General features: G+C 69.4%; 20 protein-coding genes and 3 tRNA genes. 11 read left to right on the forward strand and 12 right to left on the reverse strand.

Annotation, left to right across the window (positions count from 1 at the left end):
• The 7 genes from ybgF to apbC all read left to right on the forward strand — a co-directional run bounded on the left by ybgF (position 1) and on the right by apbC (position 4,369).
• Positions 1–801, forward strand: a complete 801-nt coding sequence (ybgF, locus tag QWJ38_RS06285) for a tol-pal system protein YbgF (RefSeq protein ID WP_290358208.1) — start codon at positions 1–3, stop codon at positions 799–801.
• Between the two features lie 68 nt (positions 802–869).
• A complete protein-coding gene (locus QWJ38_RS06290; protein WP_290358209.1) occupies positions 870–1,988 on the forward strand; it encodes a YeeE/YedE family protein in 1,119 nt (372 codons plus the stop codon).
• Positions 1,988–2,800: a tRNA threonylcarbamoyladenosine dehydratase gene (locus QWJ38_RS06295; RefSeq protein WP_290358210.1), complete on the forward strand. Its 813-nt coding sequence runs from the start codon at positions 1,988–1,990 to the stop codon at positions 2,798–2,800. Before QWJ38_RS06290 ends, QWJ38_RS06295 begins: the two co-directional genes overlap by 1 nt.
• Positions 2,801–2,856: 56 nt before the next feature.
• Positions 2,857–2,932: transfer RNA gene (locus QWJ38_RS06300), tRNA-Lys, on the forward strand.
• A gap of 46 nt (positions 2,933–2,978) precedes the next feature.
• Positions 2,979–3,054 (forward strand) — tRNA-Lys (locus tag QWJ38_RS06305).
• A 50-nt stretch (positions 3,055–3,104) separates the two neighbouring features.
• Positions 3,105–3,180, forward strand: a tRNA-Lys gene (locus QWJ38_RS06310).
• Positions 3,181–3,274: 94 nt separating this feature from the next.
• Complete coding sequence (gene apbC / locus QWJ38_RS06315; RefSeq protein ID WP_290358211.1) at positions 3,275–4,369, forward strand: iron-sulfur cluster carrier protein ApbC; 1,095 nt, start codon at positions 3,275–3,277, stop codon at positions 4,367–4,369.
• Between the two features lie 2 nt (positions 4,370–4,371).
• On the opposite strand, the gene mobA is transcribed toward apbC, so the two are convergent.
• The 12 genes from mobA to QWJ38_RS06375 form a co-directional block, all read right to left on the reverse strand.
• Positions 4,372–4,983 carry a molybdenum cofactor guanylyltransferase MobA gene (mobA, locus tag QWJ38_RS06320; protein WP_290358212.1) on the reverse strand — a complete coding sequence of 204 codons (612 nt, stop codon included), beginning with the start codon at positions 4,981–4,983 and terminating at the stop codon, positions 4,372–4,374.
• Complete coding sequence (locus QWJ38_RS06325; protein ID WP_290358213.1) at positions 4,980–5,615, reverse strand: TorD/DmsD family molecular chaperone; 636 nt, start codon at positions 5,613–5,615, stop codon at positions 4,980–4,982. The genes mobA and QWJ38_RS06325 overlap by 4 nt, the downstream gene beginning before the upstream one ends.
• Positions 5,612–7,798 carry a 4Fe-4S dicluster domain-containing protein gene (locus tag QWJ38_RS06330; RefSeq protein WP_290358214.1) on the reverse strand — a complete coding sequence of 729 codons (2,187 nt, stop codon included), beginning with the start codon at positions 7,796–7,798 and terminating at the stop codon, positions 5,612–5,614. Before QWJ38_RS06330 ends, QWJ38_RS06325 begins: the two co-directional genes overlap by 4 nt.
• Positions 7,704–8,336 (reverse strand): DUF3306 domain-containing protein, encoded by a 633-nt coding sequence (locus QWJ38_RS06335; protein ID WP_290358215.1) that lies wholly within the window; start codon positions 8,334–8,336, stop codon positions 7,704–7,706. The genes QWJ38_RS06330 and QWJ38_RS06335 overlap by 95 nt, the downstream gene beginning before the upstream one ends.
• Positions 8,337–8,346: 10 nt before the next feature.
• Positions 8,347–8,847, reverse strand: coding sequence for a DUF3305 domain-containing protein (locus QWJ38_RS06340; RefSeq protein WP_290358216.1), 501 nt, complete (start codon positions 8,845–8,847; stop codon positions 8,347–8,349).
• On the reverse strand, positions 8,844–9,773 hold the full coding sequence (locus QWJ38_RS06345; RefSeq protein WP_434063951.1) for a formate dehydrogenase accessory sulfurtransferase FdhD: 930 nt from the start codon (positions 9,771–9,773) through the stop codon (positions 8,844–8,846). Before QWJ38_RS06345 ends, QWJ38_RS06340 begins: the two co-directional genes overlap by 4 nt.
• A 27-nt stretch (positions 9,774–9,800) precedes the next feature.
• A complete protein-coding gene (locus tag QWJ38_RS06350) occupies positions 9,801–10,187 on the reverse strand; it encodes a hypothetical protein (RefSeq protein ID WP_290358218.1) in 387 nt (128 codons plus the stop codon).
• 23 nt (positions 10,188–10,210) lie between these two features.
• A complete protein-coding gene (locus QWJ38_RS06355) occupies positions 10,211–11,374 on the reverse strand; it encodes a formate dehydrogenase subunit gamma (RefSeq protein ID WP_290358219.1) in 1,164 nt (387 codons plus the stop codon).
• A 22-nt stretch (positions 11,375–11,396) separates the two neighbouring features.
• Positions 11,397–11,621 carry a hypothetical protein gene (locus QWJ38_RS06360; RefSeq protein ID WP_341850480.1) on the reverse strand — a complete coding sequence of 75 codons (225 nt, stop codon included), beginning with the start codon at positions 11,619–11,621 and terminating at the stop codon, positions 11,397–11,399.
• Positions 11,621–12,259 carry a formate dehydrogenase FDH3 subunit beta gene (gene fdh3B / locus QWJ38_RS06365; RefSeq protein WP_290358221.1) on the reverse strand — a complete coding sequence of 213 codons (639 nt, stop codon included), beginning with the start codon at positions 12,257–12,259 and terminating at the stop codon, positions 11,621–11,623. The genes QWJ38_RS06360 and fdh3B overlap by 1 nt, the downstream gene beginning before the upstream one ends.
• A 12-nt stretch (positions 12,260–12,271) precedes the next feature.
• Positions 12,272–15,244, reverse strand: coding sequence for a formate dehydrogenase subunit alpha (locus QWJ38_RS06370; protein WP_290358222.1), 2,973 nt, complete (start codon positions 15,242–15,244; stop codon positions 12,272–12,274).
• Positions 15,245–15,309: 65 nt separating this feature from the next.
• Complete coding sequence (locus tag QWJ38_RS06375; protein WP_290358223.1) at positions 15,310–15,519, reverse strand: formate dehydrogenase; 210 nt, start codon at positions 15,517–15,519, stop codon at positions 15,310–15,312.
• A 248-nt stretch (positions 15,520–15,767) separates the two neighbouring features.
• Here QWJ38_RS06375 and QWJ38_RS06380 point away from each other — a divergent pair, with 248 nt between their 5' ends.
• From QWJ38_RS06380 to QWJ38_RS06400, 4 genes are read left to right on the forward strand one after another with little or no spacing between them, the layout of a single operon-like run.
• On the forward strand, positions 15,768–16,589 hold the full coding sequence (locus QWJ38_RS06380; RefSeq protein WP_290358224.1) for an ABC transporter substrate-binding protein: 822 nt from the start codon (positions 15,768–15,770) through the stop codon (positions 16,587–16,589).
• Complete coding sequence (locus QWJ38_RS23975) at positions 16,590–18,071, forward strand: ABC transporter permease (protein WP_341850481.1); 1,482 nt, start codon at positions 16,590–16,592, stop codon at positions 18,069–18,071.
• Positions 18,068–19,315, forward strand: a complete 1,248-nt coding sequence (locus QWJ38_RS06395) for a molybdopterin molybdotransferase MoeA (RefSeq protein WP_290358225.1) — start codon at positions 18,068–18,070, stop codon at positions 19,313–19,315. Before QWJ38_RS23975 ends, QWJ38_RS06395 begins: the two co-directional genes overlap by 4 nt.
• A 2-nt stretch (positions 19,316–19,317) precedes the next feature.
• The gene (locus QWJ38_RS06400; protein WP_290358226.1) at positions 19,318–21,249 is read left to right on the forward strand and encodes a molybdopterin biosynthesis protein; all 1,932 of its coding nucleotides are present in this window, start codon (positions 19,318–19,320) and stop codon (positions 21,247–21,249) included.
• Positions 21,250–21,261 lie beyond the last annotated feature (12 nt).

Below are 21,261 nucleotides of genomic sequence, written 5' to 3' on the forward strand. Positions count from 1 at the left end.
ATGCTGAGGCTCGCGCCCTCGCGCTCCTGGCGTCTGGCGCTGCCGGCCCTGCTGGCCGGCAGCCTGCTGATCGGTCTGCCGGCGCGCGCCGCGCTGTTCGAGGATGACGAGGCGCGCAAGGAGATCCTCAATCTGCGCGCCAAGCTCAAGCAGAGCGAGGAGCTGCAGCAGCAGCGCTTCGATCAGCTGAAGCAGGAGATCCAGACCCAGCTGCGGCCGGTCTCCGGCAGCATGCTGGACCTGAACGCCCAGATCGAGTCGCTGCGCAACGAGATCGCCAAGCTGCGCGGCCAGAACGAGCAGCTGGCGCGCGATCTGTCGGAGACGCAGCGCAAGCTCAGCGACCAGGCCGCCTCGCTGGACACGCGGCTGAAGCCGCTGGAGCCGCAGAAGGTCTCGCTGGACGGGCGCGAGTTCCAGGTCGCGCCGGACGAGCGCGCGCAGTACGACGCCGCGATGGGCCAGCTGCGCCGCGGCGAGTTCGGCGAGGCGGCCAATGCCTTTGCCGGCTTTCTCAAGCGCTATCCGAGCAGCGGCTACACCGACTCCGCGCGCTTCTGGCTCGGCAATGCGCAGTACGGCAAGCGCGACTACAAGGATGCGATCGCGACCTTCAAGTCCTTCATCGCCGCCAACCCCGCGCATCCGCGTGCGGCCGAGGCGCAGCTTGCGCTGGCGAATTGCCAGATCGAGCTGAAGGACAACAAGTCGGCGCGCCGCAGCCTCGAGGATCTGGTCAAGGCCTATCCGGGCACCGAGGCGGCGCAGGCCGGCAAGGAGCGCCTGGCCTCGCTGAAGTAAGCGCGCTACGCGTCCCGCGCTAAGGCCTCGCATGCGAGGCCTTTTCTATTGCCCCCTAGAATTCCGCCATGCAAGAAATCGATCTGGCCGCCCTCGGCCACCAGGTGTTGTGGGCCGCCTTCGGCCTGGCCTTTGTCTTCGGCGCGATCGCGCAGCGCACGCATTTCTGCACGATGGGCGCCGTCGCCGACATCGTCAATATGGGCGACTGGGCGCGCATGCGCATGTGGGTGCTGGCCATCGGCGTGGCGATGCTGGGCTTCAATGCGATGGTGGGCCTGGGCTGGCTCGACGCCGGCAAGTCGATCTACGCGGCGCCGCGCCTGCTGTGGCTGTCCAATCTGGTCGGCGGCCTGATGTTCGGCTTCGGCATGGTGCTGGCCTCGGGCTGCGGCAGCAAGACCCTGGTGCGCATCGGCGCCGGCAATCTGAAGTCGCTGGTGGTCTTCGTGGTGATGGGCATCGCGGCCTTCGCGACGCTGAAGGGCATCACAGCCGTGCTGCGTGTTGCCACCGTCGACGCGGTGGCCGTCAATCTGGGCGGCGGCCAGGACCTGCCCTCGCTGCTGGCGCCGGGTCTGGGCCTGGCCAAGCAAGACCTGGCCCTGTGGCTGGGTGGCGTGCTGGGCCTGGCGCTGGTCGGCTGGGCGCTCGTGCGCACGGAAGGGCGCAGCGCCGACGTGCTGCTGGGCGGCATCGGCAGCGGCGCCGTCATCACCGGCATCTGGTGGGTGAGCGGCCGCCTGGGCTATGTGGCCGAGGATCCGAACACCCTGCAGGAGGCCTTCGTCGGCTCGACCTCGGCCGCGCGCATGGAGGGTCTGAGCTTCGTCTCGCCGATGGCCTATACGCTGGACTGGCTGATGTTCTTCAGCGACAAGAGCAAGGTGCTGACGATCGCCATCGTCGCCACCGTCGGCGTCGCCCTCGGCTCGGGCGTCTATGCGCTGGCGACGCGCAGCTTCCGCTGGGAGGCCTTTCGCGGTGTCGAGGACGTCACCAATCATCTGCTGGGCGCGGTGCTGATGGGCATCGGTGGCGTGGTCGCGCTGGGCTGCACGATAGGCCAGGGCATCTCGGGCGTGTCGACGCTCTCCATCGGCAGCTTCATCGCGCTGGCGGCCATCATCGCCGGCGCGGTCGCGGCGCTGCGCTTCCAGGTCTGGCGCTTGGAGCGCAGCCTCTGATGAGCGCCGTTCCCGCCATCGGCGAGGACGCCGATCTGGAACGCCGCTTCGGCGGCCTGCGCCGGCTCTATGGCGAGGCCGATTACCGCCGCCTGCGCGCGGCCCGCTTTGCCGTCGTCGGCCTCGGCGGCGTCGGCTCCTGGGTGGTCGAGGCGCTGGCCCGATCGGGCGTTGCCGGCCTGACCCTGATCGACTTCGATCAGGTCGCCGAGTCGAATATCAACCGCCAGATCCAGGCCCTGGGCTCGACCGTCGGCATGGCCAAGGGCGAGGCGCTGCGCCGGCGCATCGCTGACATCCATCCGGGCTGCGAGGTGCGCTTCGTCGAGGACTTCGTCGACGAGCAGAACTGGCCGGGCCTGCTGCCGGCCGATGCGGCGATCGACGGCCTGGTCGACGCCTGCGATCAGGTGCGGGCGAAGGCGGCGCTGGCGGCCTGGGCGCGGGCGGGCCGGCTGCCCTTCGTGACCGTCGGCGCGGCCGGTGGCAAGCGCGAGCCGCATCGGATGGCCGTCGAGGATCTGGCCGACACCACGCATGATCCGCTGCTGGCCTCGCTGCGCCAGCGCCTGCGCAAGCAATACGCGGCGCCGCGCAGCGGCAAACTGGGCGTCGCCTGCGTGTTTTCGCGCGAGCCGGTGTACAGGCCCGCGGCCGATGGCGCCAGCTGTGAGCTCGGCGAGGGCGCTGCGGCCATCGACGGCAGCCTCAACTGCGCCGGCTATGGCTCCAGCGTCGCGGTGACGGCCGGCTTCGGCATGGCCGCGGCTGCGCAGCTGATCAAAGATTTTTTGCAAAATCCTTGTGTGTAAGGTTTGCGCTGGTCTATAATTTATGGCTCTGCTGAAGGGCAGAACAACTGCAAGATGGGTTGTTAGCTCAGTTGGTAGAGCACCGGACTTTTAATCCGATGGTCACAGGTTCGAATCCTGTACAACCCACCAAAGCAGCAAGCGCAGTACCGGCATCCAGCCACGATGTTTTTGTCGTGGGTCCTTAGCTCAGTTGGTAGAGCAGCGGACTCTTAATCCGTTGGTCGAAGGTTCGAATCCTTCAGGGCCCACCACAAAGACATTGAAGATGGTTTGATGCACCAGATTTCCCGAACAGGGAACTGGGTCCTTAGCTCAGTTGGTAGAGCAGCGGACTCTTAATCCGTTGGTCGAAGGTTCGAATCCTTCAGGGCCCACCAGAACAAGCGGGACCAGTCGAAAGACTGGTCCCGCTTTGCTTTGTGCCTTTGCATTCGCGGCTAGACTGCCGCCGACCGCATCACTGAACCCACCATGTCCGCAATCCAAGAATCCGCGCTGCTGCAGGCCCTGCAAACCGTCGTCGATCCGAACACCGGCCACGATTTCGTCACCAGCAAGCAGCTGAAGAATCTGCGCATCGCCGGCGACGACGTCGCCTTCGAGGTCGAACTCGGCTATCCGGGCGCCAGCCAGTTCGACGCGCTGCGCAAGAGCCTGGTCGCGGCGGCGCGCGGCGTGCCCGGCGTCGGCAACGTCAGCGTGCACCTGTCGAGCAAGATCATTCCCCATGCGGTGCAGCGCGGCGTGCAGCTGCTGCCCGGTGTCAAGAACATCATCGCCGTCGCCTCGGGCAAGGGTGGCGTGGGAAAAAGCACGACCGCCGCCAATCTGGCGCTGGCGCTGGCCGCCGAGGGCGCGCGCGTCGGCATGCTGGACGCCGACGTCTACGGCCCCAGCCAGCCGACGATGCTGGGCGCCACCGGCCGGCCGGAGAGCGAGGACGGCAAGCTGATGGAGCCGCTGGAGGCCCATGGCCTGCAGATCATGTCGATCGGCTTCCTGGTCGACGAGGACCAGGCCATGATCTGGCGCGGCCCGATGGCGACGCAGGCGCTCGAGCAGCTCTTGCGCCAGACCCGCTGGCAGGACCTCGACTACCTGATCGTCGACATGCCGCCCGGCACCGGCGACATCCAGCTGACCCTGTCGCAGCGCGTGCCGGTGACCGGCGCGGTGATTGTGACGACGCCGCAGGACATCGCGCTGATCGACGCCAAGAAGGGCCTGAAGATGTTCGAGAAGGTCGGCGTGCCCATCCTGGGCATCGTCGAGAACATGGCCGTCCATGTCTGTTCGAACTGCGGCCATGCCGAGCACATCTTCGGCGCCGACGGCGGCCGCAAGATGGCCCAGCAGTACGGCGTCGACTACCTCGGCGGCCTGCCGCTGGCGATGAGCATCCGCCAGCAGGCCGATGCCGGCGTGCCGACGGTGGTCGCCGAGCCGGAAGGCGAGATCGCCGGGCTGTACAAGGCGCTGGCGCGTCGCGTCGCCGTCAAGATCGCCGGCCAGTCCAAGGACTACTCGGCCAAGTTCCCGACGATCTCGATCTCGAAGAACAGCTGAGATCAGCCGCGCTGCTGCGCCTGCTGCAGCTCGGCCAGGGTGTTGGCGTTGAAGAAGGCATCGGCGTCGTCGAACAGCACCTCGACGCAGCGGTGCTGGCCGGTCCAGCGGTCGATCTTGCGCTGGCCGTCGTGGACGAAGCGCAGCAGGCTTTCGGCCAGCGCGCTCTTCATCAGGCAGAACACCGGCTGCACCTGCTGGCGGCCATCGTCCTCGCGGGTGGCGACCATCGCGATCTCGGCGTCGGCCGCCATCAGGGCCTGGGCGAGGCGCTCGACCAGGTCGGCCGGAAAGCGCGGCGAGTCGCAGGGCACGGTGACCAGATAGGGCGTCTCGCACTGCTCCAGCCCGGCCAGGAAGCCGGCCAGCGGCCCCGGATAGTCGGGCAGCGGATCGGGCCAGACCGGCGCGCCCATCGCCTCGTAGGCGCCCAGGTTGCGGTTGGCATTGATCATCATGGCACCCACCTGCGGCGCCAGGCGCAGCAGGGCATTGAGTGCCAGCGGCATGCCCTGGTAGTTCTGCAAGCCCTTGTCGACGCCGCCCATGCGGCTGCCGCGGCCGCCGGCCAGCACCAGGCCGCTGATGTGCTCGCGCGGGATGGTTCTTGTCATTCGATCATGTCGAAGGCCTGTGCCTCGACCTCCACGAAGGCGCGGGTCAGACCCGCCAGCTCGCGCGTCAGCCGCGCGCCCGGGTGCGTGGATACGGCCTCGCACAAGGCCTCGGTCCAGGGCTGGACATGGGCGCGGAAGAAGCGGCGCTGCTGCTCGAGATTCGACACGGCGGCATCGTCGCCGGCGATCAGCCAGCGCATCACCTCGCAGATGAAGGCGATGTGATCCTCGGTCTCGCTGCGCTGGATATCGCGGCCCAGACCCAGCCGCGCCAGGTCGGCGCGCAGCGCGGCCAGCGGCTTCTCGTTCAGGAAGCCGCTCAGGTAGAAGGAGCCGTAGAGAAAGATCTCCGGCTTGCCGACACCGCCGAACAGGGCCTCGTATTCCTCGGCCGCCGCCTCGGGCGTGGTGGCGCGCATCGCCGCCACCAGGTTCTGCCAGGGCGCTTCCAGATAGCCGCCCGGTTCGGGCGCCTCGGTGACGGCGACCTGGAACTGCTCGAGCAGTTCCGCATCCGGCGGCGCCAGCCACAGCCGCGCCAGCAGTCCGTAAAGCTCGGCGCGGGCCAGTTCCTCGCCGTCGTCGATGCTGGCAAAGCCCAGCGCGCGGGTCGCGGCATCGCTGCTCATAGATCGGTGATCTTCATTTCATTGGGGTTGCTGTACATGTCCGCCACGCGGCAGTCGTTGCACATTTTCAATCGCTCCAGCGCCGCGCCCTGGAAGGCCGCGTGGCCGCTCAGCTTGGCAACGATGTTCTCGACCGCCTTCAGCGTGCCGAAGGGCTTGCCGCACTTGATGCAGCCATAGGGCGGCTGCTCGTGCAGCACCCGCGCGGCCTTGCGCGCGCGGCCCTCGTCGGCCAGCCACAAGCGCGGCTCCAGCGTGATCGCCTGCTCCGGGCAGGTGCTCTCGCACAAGCCGCATTGCACGCAGTTCTTCTCGAAGAAGCGCAGTTGCGGGCGCTCCGGGTTGTCGACCAGGGCGCCGGCCGGGCAGGCGCCGACGCAGGACAGGCACAGCGTGCAGCGGTCCGCGTCGACCCGCACATTGCCGAACGGCGCGCCGGCGGCCGGCAGCGCGATCGCCTCCGGCAGGGCGGCCGGGCGCTGCTCGCGCAGATGGTCCAGCGCCATCTCCAGCGTGGTGCGCTTGTCGGCCTGGGCCGCCATCGCGGTCGGCCGGCGCACGCCCTGCGCCGGCGTGCAGCGCAGCGCGGCGTCCAGCGCTTCGGCTTCGCGCGCCTCGATCAGCCGGAAATGCCCCTCGCCGTAGCCGAGGCCGGCCAGCAAGGCCTGACCCTGCGCCATCTGCTCGGCCAGCGCCCGGCGGTACTCGGGCGCTTCCTCCTCGGTCAGCAGCACGAGGATCTGCGAGGCGCCCTGGGCAATCGCCATCAGCCACAGGTCCAGCCCGACGCTGGCCGTGTGCCACAGCGGCAGCGGGATTACGCGGGCCGGCAGGCCCTCGATGGTCGGGTCGAGCCGCGCCGCGCGGCCCAGCGCCTCGACCAGGCGCGTGCCGGCACCCTCGCTGTGCAGCAGCAGGGCGGCATCGCGGCCGCCGGCGGCGGCATAGGCCGACAGCAAGGTCTGCAGGCGCCGGCCCTGATCGACCGGGCCTGGGTAGGCGAAGCCCATTGCACCGCTGGGACAGACGGTGCTGCAGGCACCGCAGCCGACGCACAGATGCGGCTCGACGATCACGCCGCCGCTGTGCCCGCCGGCGACCCGGCCGGGCGCCTTGCCCTTGAGCCCGGCATCGCTGCGGATGGCGCGGGTCGAGCAGACGTCGATGCAGGCCGTGCAGCCGATCTGCTGGTTGCGGCTGTGCGCGCAAAGCTTGGCGCGGTAGTTGAAGAACTTCGGCTTGTCGAACTCCCCGACCAGCTCGCGCAGCGCGAGCAGCGCCTGGAACAGGCGGCGCTCGTGCCCGGCGCCTGCCGGCGCGTGGAAATAGCCCTGCGGCGGCTGCGGCTGGTCGAAGGCCGGGGTGTCGCGCAGATCCAGCACCAGATCGAAGCGTTCCTCGCTCAGCTGCGGCGCGCGGTCGAAGTCGATCGCGCCGGCCGCATCGCAGACGCGCACGCAGTCGCGGTGGCTCTTGCAGGCGGCCAGGTCGATCTGGTAATCGAGCCCGATCGCGCCCTCCGGGCAGGCCTGCAGGCAGGCATTGCAGCGGGTGCACAGGTCCAGGTCGATAGCATTCGTGCTTTCCCAGGCGATGTCGAAGGCGCCCAGCCAGCCGGTGAGCCGCGTCAGGCGACCGCTGTGCACCGCCTGCTCGCGCCGCTGTGGCAAGGCGCTGCCGGGGCCATCGAGCAGGATGCTGATCTCCAGCTTGTCGGCCAGGCGCTCGGCCGCCTCGGCCGCGGCCGCCGCCGGGCCGATCACCAGGCAGCGGCCGGCCGAGCGGTAGGCCACCGTGGCGACCGGCTCGGCCGGCGGCAGCTGCGCGGCGGCGATCAGCGCGGCGATCTTGGGGCTTGCCTGCCGGCCCTCGCGCGACCAGCCGGCCGTCTCACGCAGATTGACGAAACGGATCGGCTGCTCGGCCACCGGCCGGGCGCCCTCGGTCTGCTCGTTCAGCTCGACGAAGAGGCGCTGCTCCTGCGTGCAGCCGACCAGCAGCTCCTCGCCGGCTGCCGCGCCGCGCGCCGCACGCTGGAAGGCGGCCGCCTCGCGCCGGCACAGGCCCGTGTGGACAGTCTCCAGGCCCTCAGCGCTGGCGCCGCGGACCTGGCTCAGCGCCTGCTGCAGCGCCGTCGAATCCAGCGGCAAGGTCTTGTTGCAGTCGCAGATCAGCGTCTTCATGGATAACAGGCTCGAGGCTATGGGGGGCGGTGGAAATGTCGGCCAGGGGACCGCTGGAGGCCGGCGCTGCCTCGGGCGCCGTGCTGCTTGCGGCCGGCGGCTGCGGCGGCTCGTCGTCGAAGAGACCGAGGAAGCGGCCCTGGACCATCTGCTTGAGCATCGCGGCGGGCAGCGGGTCGGGCTTGGAGTAATCGTCGATATAGATGTCCAGCCCGTCCATCACATTGAAATGCGGGTCGCTGAACAGCTTCTTCAGGGCGGCATTCTTCACCTCCGGCTGCACGCCGCGGGCGACGAAGCGGGAGAAATCGCTGGCGTCGGCCGGCAGGCGTTCCACCTCGTCCAGCGTCGGCGGCGGGGGCACGGCCTGCGCGTTCTCAAAGGCCGGGGAGGGCGGCACGACCGACTCTGCCGCCGCGCTCGCCGGCGCTAGCGGCTTGAGTAGCGGTTCGGGCCGCGGTTCGGGCAGCGGCTCGCCCTGGCGTGCCTGGGCCTTGCGGCGCGACCAGCGCGAGAGGAAGGCGTCGTCGTCGCTCATCGCTTGAATCTCATCGCTGCTCCGGCCGCTGGAACGAGGCCGGGCGCTTGCGCTGCTTGACCTCGGGCCGGTAGTTGGCGTCGGTATAGGCCTGCAGCCAGTCGCGCACTTCGGCCGGCAAGGGCACATTGTCGACGCGCTCCTGCGCATCGAGCCAGCGCCCCGCCTCGTTGTAGGACAGGGAGACCGCCTCGGGCCAGGCTCGCGAGGGCTCGGACTCGTCCGTGCGCCACATGACGAACCAGACCGGCGCGCCGCTGGACAGATTGAGGTAATAGCCCTCGCCCTCGTCGGCGTAGAGCGTGACGGCGAGGCCGCGATGGAGGAACTGCGCCTGCCTGCCGTCGTCGCGCAGGACGCGCGGCGCTTCCGCATCGGCCGGAGCGCTGCCGAACTGGCCGGCATCGATCAGCACCTCGGCAATGCGATGGCGCCAGTCTTCCCAGCGGTTGGGCTGATGTTCGCGCTCGAACAGCACCGCCACCGCCAGGCCGGGTCGGGTCTCGTTCATCGGGATCGCGCCAGCTCCGGCGCGCCGCCGACCACCAGTTGCACGGCGGTCGGCGCCGGCGGCGGCAGCGGCTCGGCGTCGAAGCGCTCGAAGCCGGTGTAGCAGAGGAATCGGCGGTTGGCGGCGCGGCCGAACAAGGTCATGCCCAGCCGGGTGGCCAGCTCATGGCCCATCTGCGTGACGCCGTTGCGCGAGACGACGATGGGCACGCCCATCTGGGCCGACTTCATCACCATCTCGCTGGTCAGCCGGCCGGTCGTGTAGAAGACCTTGTCGGCGCCGGCGATGCGCTGCAGCGCCATCCAGCCGGCGATCGTGTCGATCGCGTTGTGGCGGCCGACGTCCTCGACGAAGAGCAGCATCGTCGCGCCCTCGAATAGCGCGCAGCCATGGACCGAGCCGGCGCGGCGGTGCAGGCTGTCCTGCTGGCGCACGACCTCCAGGATCGCCTGCAGCCCGCCCTGGCTGATGCGGGCGCTGCGCGCGTCGGGCAGGCGCACCGCCTCGATATGGGAGAGCACATCGCCGAACACGGTGCCCTGGCCGCAGCCGGTGGTGACGACGCGCTGGGCGGTGCGCGCCTCGATCTCGGCCAGGCCGGCGCGCGTCTTCACCGCCGCGGCGCCGACCTCCCAGTCGACCTGGATGGCCTCGATCTGCGCCGGCGACTCGATCAGGCGCTGGTTCAGCAGATAGCCCAGCACCAGCAGCTCGGGCTGCGCGCCCAGCGTCATCAGGGTGACCAGCTCGCGCTTGTCCACATAGATGGTCAGCGGACGCTCGAGCGGGATCAGGATGCGGCGGCGCGCGCCGTACTCGTCGAGGATTTCGATCTCGCGCAGCGGATCGACCCGCGCGCTGGAGAGCCGGGGCAGAGCCGTGCTCACCGTCGGGGGAGAAAGCTCGGGTTCGGAATGGAACAGCATGCCTGGGGGTTCGAGCGCAGCGGCTCGCTACTTCTTCTGCGGCGCCGCGGACTGCGGCGCGTTGGTGCTGGGTGGGGCGGCCGCGGTCTTGGCCGGCGAATGCGCACCCGACTGCTCGAGCGGCGGCTTGGCGTCGGCCGGAGCGTAGACGAAGGCGCCGGGGTCGGCACAGGCGGGCGTCTCGACCGGCTTGGGCACATCCTTGCCAGCCTTTTTCGTCGTGTCCCGGTAGGCGGCCGCCACCTTGTCCATGCTCTTGCAGAGCTGGAAGTCGGCCACCTTGTTGCTCCAGGCGGTCTTGGCCGCGGTCTCGGCGGCCTTGGCCTTGGCCTCGTCGCTGAGTGCGGGCAGCTTGGCCAGCGCGGCGCCCGAGGCCAGGGCCAAGGCGGACAGGATCAGGATGCTGTGCTTCATTCGTCGTCCCTCGCGTCGGAACATCAGGTTTCGGCGGCCGGCGTGCCGGTCGCGGTCGACGGCGGCTGGCCGGAGCGCACGGCCGGGATCTTGCCGGCCTTGATGTCGTCGTACCAGAGATCGTGGTGTTCCCGGGCCCAGGCCTCGTCCACCCAGCCGGTGGTCATCGCACCCAGCGCACCGCGGAAACCTATCGTGCCCAGATAGATGTGGACGAGCAGCAGCACCATCATCAGCAGCGCGGCCACCGCGTGGATCATGTGGGCGATCTGCATATCGCCGCGCAAATAGGCCAGGCCCGGTAGCACCTTGTCCAGCACCAGGCCCGAGCCGACGACGAACAGGCCGGCCAGGCAGATGCCCAGCCAGAACACGATCTTCTCGCCGGCATTGAAGCGGTGCGCCGGCGCCGGGCTGTGGTCGCGGCCGAGCACGCCGCCGCCGCGCTTCAGCCAGGTGATGTCGCTGGCCCGCGGCACGTTGTCCTTGATGAAGGTCAGGATCACGATGATCAGCGAGACGGCGAACAAGGGGCCGACGAAGTTGTGCAGGTTCTTCAGCAGATAGCCGAGCCAGCCGAACAGGGTGCCGCCGATGAGGGGCAGCAGGAAGAACTTGCCGAAGGCCATCACGATGCCGGAGACGGCCAGCGCGACAAAGGCGCCGGCGTTGACCCAGTGCGCGGCGCGCTCGAAGGGGGTGAAGCGTTCGATCCTGCGGGCCTTGTTGCCGGGCTCGTCGCCCAGCGGCCCCTTGGTCTTGTGGAAGATGGCCAGTGCCAGCAGCATGATCAGCAGCAGCGAGCCGCCGTAGGGAATGATCCACTGGTTGCGCACCTGGCGCCAGGCCTCGCCGGCATTGGTCAGGCGCGAGCCCGGATACTGGACGAAGCGCTGGATCAGCGTGCCCTTCTCGGCGCCGGGCAGGCTGGTGTAGCCCTCGTTGACGCCGGAGTCGCGCACCGCGCGCCAGAAGGGCGCGTTATTGCCCGGCTGGCTCTTGGCACGCTGGGCATTCGTGTCCTCGGGCCGCGGTTCGGGTGCCGCCGTGGCGGCCGCGGCCGCTGAGGCGGAGGCCGCTGTCGATGGCGTTTCCGGCGGCGCTGGCGGCGGCTGCTGCGCCCAGGCGGCGGCCGAGGTCGCCAGCAGCAGCCCCAGCATCAGATCGCGCATGCAGCCGTGTCGCATGGAAGCTCCTTCCAGCCCGCGCTCAGTGCGAGCCCGTGCGGTTGTATTCGTTCTGGGCCTGGTTGCGCGCGCGTATCTGCTGTTCCCAGGCGGCCTGGTCACCCGACTTGAAGCCGGCGGCGGCATAGCCGCTGCTGGTCTCGCCCCAGGGTTTGTCATCGGTCTTGCGGCCGGAGGCGGCGGTCTGCGGCTTTTCGCCGCAGGCGCTCAGCACAATCAGCGCGGTCAGCAACAGCGTCGCACGCATCATGGCTTGCTGCCCTCCGGCTTGGCGGGGGCGGGCGTGGCGCCGCCCTGGCTCGGCTTGCCGTAGGCAGTGCCCCAGCCCCAGACCTCGCTGCCCGAGTTGCGGGTCAGCACGCGGGTGCGGAAGATATCGGCCACCACATCGCCGTCGCCGCCCAGCAGGGCCTTGGTGCTGCACATCTCGGCACAGGCCGGCAGCTTGCCTTCGGCCAGGCGGTTGCGGCCGTATTTCTCGAATTCGGCCTGGCTGCCATTGGCCTCCGGGCCGCCGGCGCAGAAGGTGCACTTGTCCATCTTGCCGCGCAGTCCGAAGGTCCCGTTGCTGGGGAACTGCGGCGCGCCGAAGGGGCAGGCATAGCTGCAGTAGCCGCAGCCGATGCAGACGTCCTTGTCGTGCAGCACCACGCCCTCGTCGGTGCGGTAGAAGCAGTCGACCGGGCAGACCGCCATGCAGGGCGCGTCCGAGCAGTGCATGCAGGCGACCGAGATGCTTTTCTCGCCCGGCATGCCGTCGTTGAGCGTGACCACGCGGCGGCGGTTGACGCCCCAGGGCACGTCGTGCTCGGCCTTGCAGGCGGTGACGCAACCGTTGCATTCGATGCAGCGTTCGCTGTCGCAGATGAACTTCATGCGGGCCATATGGGTCTCCTCTTAGGCCGTGGCCTTCTCGATCTGGCAGACGGTGGTCTTGGTTTCCTGCATCATCGTGACGCTGTCGTAGCCATAGGTGGTGGCGGTATTGACCGACTCGCCGCGCACGACCGGCATCGCGCCCTCGGGGTAGTAGGGCGCGAGGTCGATGCCGCCCCAGCGCCCCGAGAAGTGGAAGGGCAGGAAGACCGTGTCGGGGCCGACGCGCTCGGTCACCAGGGCCTTGACGCGCAGGCCCTTGAACTCGGGCACCGCCGCCATCGGCGGCGTCTTCACCCAGACGTAGTCGCCGTTGCGGATGCCGCGGTCATTGGCGGCGCGCGGGTTCAGCTCGACGAACATCTCCTGCTGCAACTCGGCCAGCCAGGGATTGGAGCGGGTCTCCTCGCCGCCGCCCTCGTACTCGACCAGGCGGCCGGAGGTCATCAGCAGCGGGTAGTCTTTGCCGATGTTCTTGTTCTTCTCCTGCACCGTCTTGTACAGCGTCGGCAGGCGCCAGAAGGCCTTCTTGTCCTCGTGGGTCGGGTACTTGTCGACCAGCTCCGGCCGGTTGCTGTACAGCGGCTCGCGGTGCTGCGGCACCGGGTCGGGGAAGTTCCAGACCACCGCGCGCGCCTTGGCATTGCCGAAGGGGTGGCAGCCATGGTTCTTCATCGCCACCTTGATGATGGCGCCCGACGGGTCGGTCTTCCAGTTCTTGCCCTCGGCCGCCTTCTTTTCGTCCTCGCTCAATTCGTCCCACCAGCCCAGCTTCTTCAAGAGCAGGTGGTCGAACTCCGGATAGCCCATGGTCAGATCGGCGCCCAGCGAATGCGAACCGTCGCCGGCCAAGAGCGAGACGCCCTCGCGCTCGACGCCGAAGTTGGCGCGGAAGTTGCCGCCGCCCTCCATCACATGCTTGGAGGTGTCGTAGAGATTCGGCGAGCCCGGGTGCTTGAGCTCCGGCGTGCCGTAGCAGGGCCAGGGCAGGCCGAAGTAGTCGCCGTCGAGCTGGTAGCCGGTCTCCTTGTCGATGCCGCCCTTGGCGCGCAGGGTCGTCACGTCGAAGACGTGCATATTGCGCATATGGGCCTTCAGCCGCTCCGGGCTCTGCCCGGTGTAGCCGATGGTCCAGACGCATTTATTGATCTCGCGCAGGATCGATTCGGGCTCGGGTTCCTCCAGGCCGCCCTTGCCCTTGACCATCTTGTAGTTCTTGACCAGTTCCTTGTCGAAGCCGAGCTTCTGGGCCAGCTGGTACATGATCATGTGATCGGTGCGGCTGTCCCACAGCGGCTCGATCACCTGCTCGCGCCACTGGATGCTGCGGTTGGATGCGGTGCAGGAGCCGCTGGTCTCGAACTGCGTCGTCGCCGGCAGCAGGTAGACGGCGCGGTTCTTGTTGGCCGGTTCCTTGCCCGGCATCGCCGCCATCGCCGCCGTCGCGCTGGGGAAGGGATCGACGACGACCAGCAGGTCGAGCATGTCCATCGCCTTCTTCATCTCCAGCCCGCGCGTCTGCGAGTTCGGCGCATGGCCCCAGAAGAACATCGCGCGGATATTGCTGTCCTGGTCGATCAGCTCGTTCTTCTCCATCACGCCGTCGATCCAGCGCGATACGGTGATGCCGGACTTGGCCATCATGCCCGGCGCGTACTGCTTCTTGATCCACTCGAAGTCGACATTCCAGGCGCGGGCGAAATGCTTGAACGAACCCTCGGCCAGGCCGTAGTAGCCGGGCAGCGAGTCGGGATTCGGGCCGACGTCGGTGGCGCCCTGCACATTGTCATGGCCGCGGAAGATATTGGCGCCGCCGCCGCTCTTGCCGATATTGCCCAGCGCCAGCTGCAGCAGGCAGGACGCGCGCACCATCGCATTGCCGACCGTGTGCTGGGTCTGGCCCATGCACCAGACGATGGTGCTCGGGCGGTTCTCGGCCATGGTCTTGGCAACCTGGTAGCAGGTCGCCTCGTCGACGCCGGTGACCTCCTGCACCTTGTCCGGCGTCCACTTGGTCAGCGCCTCCTCGCGCACCTTGTCCATGCCGTAGACGCGGTCCTCGATGTACTGCTTGTCCTCCCAGCCGTTCTTGAACACATGGTGCATCACGCCGAACAGGAAGGCGATGTCGCTGCCGGAGCGCAGGCGCACGTATTGATGGGCCTTGGCCGCCGTGCGCGAGAAGCGCGGGTCGACCACGATCATCTTGCAGCCCTTCTCCTTGGCATGCAGCATGTGCAGCATCGAGACCGGATGCGCCTCGGCCGCGTTCGAGCCGATATACATCGCCGCCTTGGCGTTCTGCATATCGTTGTAGGAATTGGTCATCGCGCCATAGCCCCAGGTGTTGGCGACGCCGGCGACGGTGGTCGAGTGGCAGATGCGGGCCTGGTGGTCGCAGTTGTTGCTGCCCCACAAGGTCATCCACTTGCGCAGCAAATAGGCCTGCTCGTTGTTGTGCTTGGACGAGCCGACGACATAGATGCTGTCGACGCCGCTTTCCTTGCGCAGCGCCAGCATCTTCTGGCTGATCTCATTGAGCGCCTCGTCCCAGCTGATCTTCTTGTACTTGCCGTCGACCAGCTTCATCGGCGACTTCAGCCGGTATTCGCCATGGCCATGCTCGCGCACCGCGGCGCCCTTGGCGCAATGCGCGCCGAGGTTGATCGGGCTGTCGAACACCGGCTCCTGGCGCACCCAGACGCCGTTCTCGACCACCGCGTCGATCGCGCAGCCGACCGAGCAGTGGCCGCAGACGGTGCGCTTGACCTCGATCTTCTTGGCGCCGTCGGCCGCCTTGGGATCGGCCGCCTGGACCTTCTTGACCAGGGTCAGCTGCGAGGCGGCGATGCCGGCACCGACGCCCATGCCGGAGCGGCGCAGAAAGGCGCGGCGGTCCATGGTGGGCACGGCGCGGGCGATGCCGCGAGCGAGACTGTTGACAAGGCCCGAGCTGTTCGGGCCGGCTTGGGTGGAGCGGCGGGTCAGCAACATGAGGTCTCCGCAATCTTTTCAAGGCCGCGTCTTGCGCGCGGCGTTTCCCACAAGGGCCGTGCGCCTCAGACCTTGGCGGTCTGGTAGTAGCGCATCACATGTTCGGTCAGCTGATAGCCGCCGCCGGCCTCGGGGGCGGGTTTGGGCGCTTCGGCCACCGGCGCGGCCGGTTCGCCGCGCGGGATCAGGACGGCCGCGCCGGCAAGGGCACCTGCTGCGCCCGCTCCTGCAAACAAGCGCCGGCGCGACACTTGTTGCTGCTTCGATTCGCTCATCTCGAAACCTCCTGGGTATCACCTGGGGAAGCCGACGCACCAGCTGCATACGCCTTTTTGCATTCAAGCACTTCACTTCACGGGATGCAATCGGGTCGACGCCAATCCCGGTCCGGCCGATTCCGGCGATCATCCGCTGCCGAGCGACCGTTCGGTGCAGCCGCGTGCGATTGGCGTGCGGCGGCGCAGTGGATGCCTGACCGTGCAGGGCTACGCTCGCCTTCCATCTTCACCCCGACGTCCGATCCATGAAGCCAAGTCGCCGTTCCCTCGCCGCGGTGTTCGTTCTCGCCGGGGCGCTGTTCGCACCCGCGGCACAGGCGCAGGACAAGTTCATCGTCGTCGCCTCGACGACCTCGACCGAGCAGTCCGGCCTGTTCAAGCATCTGCTGCCGGCCTTCAGCCGTGACAGCGGCATCGAGGTGCGCGTCGTCGCCGTCGGCACCGGCCAGGCGCTGGATATCGGCCGGCGCGGCGATGCGGACGTCGTCTTCGTGCACGACACCGCCGCCGAGGAGAAATTCGTCGCCGAGGGCTGGAGCGAGAAGCGACATCCGGTCATGTACAACGACTTCGTCCTGGTCGGCCCCAAGTCCGATCCGGCCAAGGCCCGCGGCGGCGACATCGTCGCCGCGATGGGCAAGGTGGCCGCCGCCGGCCCACCCTTCGTCTCGCGCGGCGACCGCAGCGGCACGCACAGCGCCGAGCTGCGGCTGTGGAAACAGGCTGGCATCGACCCGGCCGCCGCCAAGCCGGCCGGCTACCGCGAGTGCGGCTGCGGCATGGGCCCGGCGTTGAATATCGCCTCCTCGGTCAACGGCTATCTGCTGAGCGACCGCGGCACCTGGCTGGCCTTCAAGAACCGCGGCGATCTGGCCATCCTGGTCGAGGGCGACAAAAAGCTGTTCAACCAGTACGGCGTGATGCTGGTCAATCCGGCCAGGCATCCGCAGGTGAAGAAGGAGCCGGGCCAGCGCTTCGTCGACTGGCTGGTCTCCCGGGAAGGGCAGGCGGCGATTGCCGCCTTCCAGATCGAGGGCCAGCCCCTGTTCTTTCCGAACGCCAGCTGATTGAATACCTTTTCGGACAGCCTGCAGCTCGCCTGGCAGCTGATCGTCGGCGGCGACGCCGAGCTCTGGCGCATCGCCGGCCTGTCGCTGCAGGTCAGCGGCACGGCGGTCCTGGTCGGCGCGGTGCTGGGCCTGCTGCTGGGTGCCTGGCTGGCGGTGGCGCGCTTTCCCGGCCATGGCCTCGTTGTCTGGCTGCTCAACACCTTGCTGGCCCTGCCGGCCGTCGTGGTCGGCCTGCTGGTCTACCTGCTGCTGTCGCGCGCCGGGCCGCTGGGCCCGTTGGGCCTCTTGTTCACCCCGACGGCGATGGTGGTCGCGCAAAGCCTGCTGGTCACGCCGCTGATCGCCGCACTGTCGCGGCGCCTGGTGCAGGCGGCGCTGGACGAGGGCGGCGACCAACTGCGCTCGCTGGGCGCCGGCCCGCTGGCCTGCGCGCTCTTGATGCTCTTGCACGAACGGCTGGCCGTGGCGACCGTGCTTCTGACCGCCTTTGGCCGCGCGGTGGCCGAGGTCGGCGCGGTGATGATGGTCGGCGGCAATATCGCCGGCGTCACCCGCGTGATGACGACGGCCATCGCGCTGGAGACCAGCAAGGGCGACCTGGCGCTGGCGCTGGGTCTGGGCCTGGTGCTGCTGGGCATCGTGGGCGTCGTCAATGGCGCGATCATGCTGCTGCAATGGTGGGGCGCCCGCTTGCGGCCGGCGACGGTGGTGGCCACCGAGGCAGCACCGACGCCGGCGATGGAGACCATCATCGCCACGGGCGAGCCGCGGCCGCTGATCCGCCTGCAAGGGGCCGGTGTCGGCTTCGGCGAGCGCATCGCGCTGCGCGAGATCTCGCTGACCCTGCGGCGCGGCGAGCGCCTGGCCCTGGTCGGCGCCAACGGCTCGGGCAAGACCAGCTTGCTGCGCCTGCTGCACGGCCTGCTGCCGCACAGTGGCCAGGTCGAGCGGGCCCTGCTGCAGCCGGAAGGGCGGCCGCCGCGCGCCGCCATGCTGTTCCAGCAACCGTTCCTGCTGCGGCTGTCGGTGTTCCGCAATATCTGGCTGGGGCTGTGGCTGCGCGGCCTGCCCCGCGGCGAGCGGGACGAGCGCTGCCGGCAGGCGCTGGCCTGCGTGGGCCTGGCCGGCGAGGCCCAGCGGCCGGCGCGTGCGCTGTCCGGCGGCCAGCAGCAGCGGCTGGCGCTCGCCCGCGCCTGGGCGATGCAGCCCGATCTCTTGCTGCTGGACGAGCCGACGGCCAGTCTCGATCCGAGCGCCAAGCGCGAGGTCGAAACCCTGATCGAGCAGATTGCCGCCGCCGGCGTTACCGTCGTGATGAGCACGCACAATCTCGGTCAGGCCAAGCGCCTGGCCAGCCGCGTCGCCTATCTGGAGGGCGGGCGCCTGGTCGTCGAGCGGCCGGTCGACGCGTTTTTCTTCACCGACGATTTGCCGCCCGAGGCGGCGCAGTTTCTGCGAGGAGAGTTGCCCTGGACATGAGGCCCGATCAAACCGCCGCCCCGGCCGATGTGCGCATGCACGGCTTCGCCCAACGCAGCGAGGTCGGCGCGGCGCTGGCCTGGGTCGATGCTGCGGCGCGGCCGCTGCCGCCCGAGGCGGTCGAGGTGGAGGCCAGCGCCGGCCGCGTGCTCGCCGCCGAGCTGCTGGCGCCCATTGCCGTGCCCGGTTTTCAGCGCGCGGCGATGGACGGCTTCGCCTTGCGCGGTGCCGACACCGCCGGCGCCGGCGACTACAACGCGATCGAATTCGCGGTCCAGGGTCAGGCCTTGCCCGGTCGACCGTTCGAGGGCGCGGTGCCCATCGGCACGGCCGTGCGCATCATGACCGGCGCGCCGCTGCCGGACGGGCTGGACGCGGTGATCCCGGCCGAATACGCCAGCGAGGAGCAGGGCCGCATCGCCGTCACACGGCCGGTGGCGCCCTGGCAGCATGTCGGCCGCGTCGGCGAGGACATCGCGGCCGGTGCGACCGTGCTCGCCGCCGGGCGGCGGCTGCGGCCGCAGGATGGCGGCCTGATCGCCTCGCTGGGCTTTGCGCAGGTCCAGGTCCTGCGGCGGCCGCGCGTGCGCCTGCTGGTCACCGGCAACGAGGTGGTCGCGCCGGGCGCGCCCAAGGGCCCCTGGGAGATCTACGACGCCAACTCGGTGACCCTGCGCGGCCTGATCGCGCGCGACGGCGCCGAGCTGGAGAGCCATCAGCGCATCGGCGACGAGGCGCAAAGCATCGCCGCGGCGATGAGCGCCCCGGGCGCCGATGTGATCCTGATCTCCGGCGGCTCCAGCGTCGGCAGTGAGGACCATGCGCCGCAGTTGCTGGCGCGGCTCGGCGAGCTGGCCCTCCATGGCATCGCCATGCGGCCGTCCAGCCCGGCCGGCATGGGGCGGATCGGCCAGACCCTGGTCTTTCTGCTGCCCGGCAATCCGGTCTCCTGCCTCTGCGCCTACGACTTCTTCGCCGGCCGCGCGATCCGCCGCTTGGGCGGTCTGCCGGCCGACTGGCCTTACCGGCCGCGCCGCGCCACGGTCGCGCGCAAGATCGTCTCGGCCGTCGGCCGGGTCGACTATGTGCGCGTCAAGCTCGATGGCGACGGGCTCGAGCCACTGGCCCTGTCCGGCGCCTCGGTGCTGTCCTCGACGACGCGGGCCGACGGCTTCGTCGTCGTGCCGACCGAAAGCGAAGGCTACGCGCCGGGCAGCGAAGTGACCGTTCATCTGTACGACTGACCATGAAGCCCAGCTCCCAATCGCAATTCCTCGACGTCATCACGCGCGACGAGGCGACGCGCCGCTTTCAGCAACACCTGACGCTCGCGCCGCTGGGTCGGGAGATCGTCGAGCTGGGCGCCGCGCTGCACCGGGTGCTGGCCGAGGATGTGGTGGCGGGCATCGACGTGCCGGGCTTCGATCGCTCGAATGTCGACGGCTTCGCGCTGCAGGCCGCCGACACGGTCGGCGCGCAGGAGGAGCAGGTGCGCACGGTCGCGCTCAGCGGCGAGCTGCTGTCGCCGGGCGTGGCGCCGCGGCAGACCGTGGTGGCGGGTCTTGCCACAACGATCGCCACCGGCGGCATGCTGCCGCGCGGGGCCGATGCGGTGCTGATGGTCGAGCACAGCGAGCTGCTGGAGGACGGCCGGCGCCTGGAGGTCCGTCGCGCGCTGACGGCGGGCGAGAACATCAGCCATGCCGGCACCGATATCGCGCGCGGCGAGACGGTGCTGCGCGCCGGCCAGCGCCTGAGTTCGCGCGAGATCGGCGTGCTGGCCGCGCTGGGCCTGGCGGCCGTTCCGGTCTACCGCGCGCCGCGGGTCGCGATCTTCTCGACCGGCAACGAGATCGTCGCGCCCGGCCAGCCGCTGCGCCCGGGCGCCGTCTACGATTCCAATGCGGCCATCATCGGCGCGGCGGTCGAGGAGCTTGGCGGCGAGCCCGTTCATCTGGGCGTGATCCCGGACGACGAAGAGGCACTGGCGGCGGCGCTGGCGCGCGGGCTGCAGCACGACGCGGTGGTCTTCTCCGGCGGCACGTCCAAGGGCGAGGGCGATCTCTCCTACCGCGTCGTCGGCCGGCTCGGCAGTCCCGGCATCGTCGCGCATGGCGTCGCGCTGAAACCGGGCAAGCCGGTCTGCCTGGCCGTCAGCCAGGGCAAGCCGGTCGTCATCCTGCCTGGCTTCCCGACCTCGGCGATCTTCACCTTCCACGAGTTCCTGGCGCCGGTGCTGCGCGCCTTTGCCGGCCAGGCGGCCAGTCGCCAGGAAACGGTGGCGGCCACGCTGCCGATGCGCGTCAATTCCGAACGCGGCCGTACCGAGTACCTGCTGGTCGGCCTGGTGCAGACCGAGCAGGGCCTGGCCGCCTATCCGATGGGCAAGGGCTCGGGCTCGGTGACCACCTTCAGCACGGCCGACGGCTTCATCACCATCCCGCAGCACACCGAAATGCTGGATGCCGGCGCGCCGGTGCAGGTGCAGCTGCTGGGCCAGGGCCTGGAGCCGGCCGATCTGGTCGTGATTGGCAGCCATTGCGCGGGCCTGGACTGGCTGGTCGGCCGGATGATGGCGCAGGGCTGGCGCGTCAAGACGCTCAATGTCGGCAGCAGCGGCGGCCTGATGGCGGCCAAGCGCGGCGAATGCGATCTCGCCGGCATGCATTTGATGGACCCAGCCAGCGGCGAGTACAACCGCCCGCTGCTGAACGAGGCGCTGGAACTGCTGCCCGGCTACGGCCGCATGCAGGGCCTGGTCTACCGGCGCGGCGATCCTCGCTTCGAGGGCCGCGGCCTGGACGAGGCGCTGGCCGCCGCCCTGCAGGCCGGCGAGGACTGCGTGATGGTCAACCGCAATGCCGGCAGCGGCACCCGCGTACTGATCGACCGCCTGCTCAGCGGCGCGCGCCCGCCGGGCCATGCGCTGCAGACCCGGTCGCACAACGCGGTGGCCGTCGCGGTGGCGCAGCAGCGCGCCGACTGGGGCCTGGCGATCGACACGGTGGCGCGGCAGTACGGCCTGGGCTTCATCCCGGTGCAGGAGGAACGCTACGACTTTGTCGTGCCGAAGGCGCGGCTGCAGCGTGCGCCGCTGCAGGCCTTCCGCCGCCTGCTTGAAGCCGAGACCACGCGCGAGGCCTTGCGCCAGATGGGCTTTCGCGTCGGCGCGATCTGAGCCCTGCCGGCG

Source organism: Roseateles violae, assembly GCF_030410485.1.
In the GTDB taxonomy this organism is placed as follows: domain Bacteria; phylum Pseudomonadota; class Gammaproteobacteria; order Burkholderiales; family Burkholderiaceae_C; genus Roseateles_D; species Roseateles_D violae.

What these genes read in the sequence shown, in the direction of transcription:
- apbC (WP_290358211.1), top strand. Translation starts at nt 3,275, where the DNA reads ATGTCCGCAATCCAAGAATCCGCGCTGCTGCAGGCCCTGCAAACCGTC.
- QWJ38_RS06375 (WP_290358223.1), bottom strand. Translation starts at nt 15,519, where the DNA reads ATGAGCGAATCGAAGCAGCAACAAGTGTCGCGCCGGCGCTTGTTTGCA.
- QWJ38_RS06350 (WP_290358218.1), bottom strand. Translation starts at nt 10,187, where the DNA reads ATGAAGCACAGCATCCTGATCCTGTCCGCCTTGGCCCTGGCCTCGGGC.
- QWJ38_RS06325 (WP_290358213.1), bottom strand. Translation starts at nt 5,615, where the DNA reads ATGAGCAGCGATGCCGCGACCCGCGCGCTGGGCTTTGCCAGCATCGAC.
- QWJ38_RS06295 (WP_290358210.1), top strand. Translation starts at nt 1,988, where the DNA reads ATGAGCGCCGTTCCCGCCATCGGCGAGGACGCCGATCTGGAACGCCGC.
- QWJ38_RS06345 (WP_434063951.1), bottom strand. Translation starts at nt 9,773, where the DNA reads ATGCTGTTCCATTCCGAACCCGAGCTTTCTCCCCCGACGGTGAGCACG.
- fdh3B (WP_290358221.1), bottom strand. Translation starts at nt 12,259, where the DNA reads ATGGCCCGCATGAAGTTCATCTGCGACAGCGAACGCTGCATCGAATGC.
- QWJ38_RS06340 (WP_290358216.1), bottom strand. Translation starts at nt 8,847, where the DNA reads ATGAACGAGACCCGACCCGGCCTGGCGGTGGCGGTGCTGTTCGAGCGC.
- QWJ38_RS06400 (WP_290358226.1), top strand. Translation starts at nt 19,318, where the DNA reads ATGAAGCCCAGCTCCCAATCGCAATTCCTCGACGTCATCACGCGCGAC.
- QWJ38_RS06355 (WP_290358219.1), bottom strand. Translation starts at nt 11,374, where the DNA reads ATGCGACACGGCTGCATGCGCGATCTGATGCTGGGGCTGCTGCTGGCG.
- QWJ38_RS06330 (WP_290358214.1), bottom strand. Translation starts at nt 7,798, where the DNA reads ATGAAGACGCTGATCTGCGACTGCAACAAGACCTTGCCGCTGGATTCG.
- mobA (WP_290358212.1), bottom strand. Translation starts at nt 4,983, where the DNA reads ATGACAAGAACCATCCCGCGCGAGCACATCAGCGGCCTGGTGCTGGCC.
- QWJ38_RS06335 (WP_290358215.1), bottom strand. Translation starts at nt 8,336, where the DNA reads ATGAGCGACGACGACGCCTTCCTCTCGCGCTGGTCGCGCCGCAAGGCC.
- QWJ38_RS06290 (WP_290358209.1), top strand. Translation starts at nt 870, where the DNA reads ATGCAAGAAATCGATCTGGCCGCCCTCGGCCACCAGGTGTTGTGGGCC.
- QWJ38_RS06370 (WP_290358222.1), bottom strand. Translation starts at nt 15,244, where the DNA reads ATGTTGCTGACCCGCCGCTCCACCCAAGCCGGCCCGAACAGCTCGGGC.
- ybgF (WP_290358208.1), top strand. Translation starts at nt 1, where the DNA reads ATGCTGAGGCTCGCGCCCTCGCGCTCCTGGCGTCTGGCGCTGCCGGCC.
- QWJ38_RS06380 (WP_290358224.1), top strand. Translation starts at nt 15,768, where the DNA reads ATGAAGCCAAGTCGCCGTTCCCTCGCCGCGGTGTTCGTTCTCGCCGGG.
- QWJ38_RS06395 (WP_290358225.1), top strand. Translation starts at nt 18,068, where the DNA reads ATGAGGCCCGATCAAACCGCCGCCCCGGCCGATGTGCGCATGCACGGC.
- QWJ38_RS06360 (WP_341850480.1), bottom strand. Translation starts at nt 11,621, where the DNA reads ATGCGTGCGACGCTGTTGCTGACCGCGCTGATTGTGCTGAGCGCCTGC.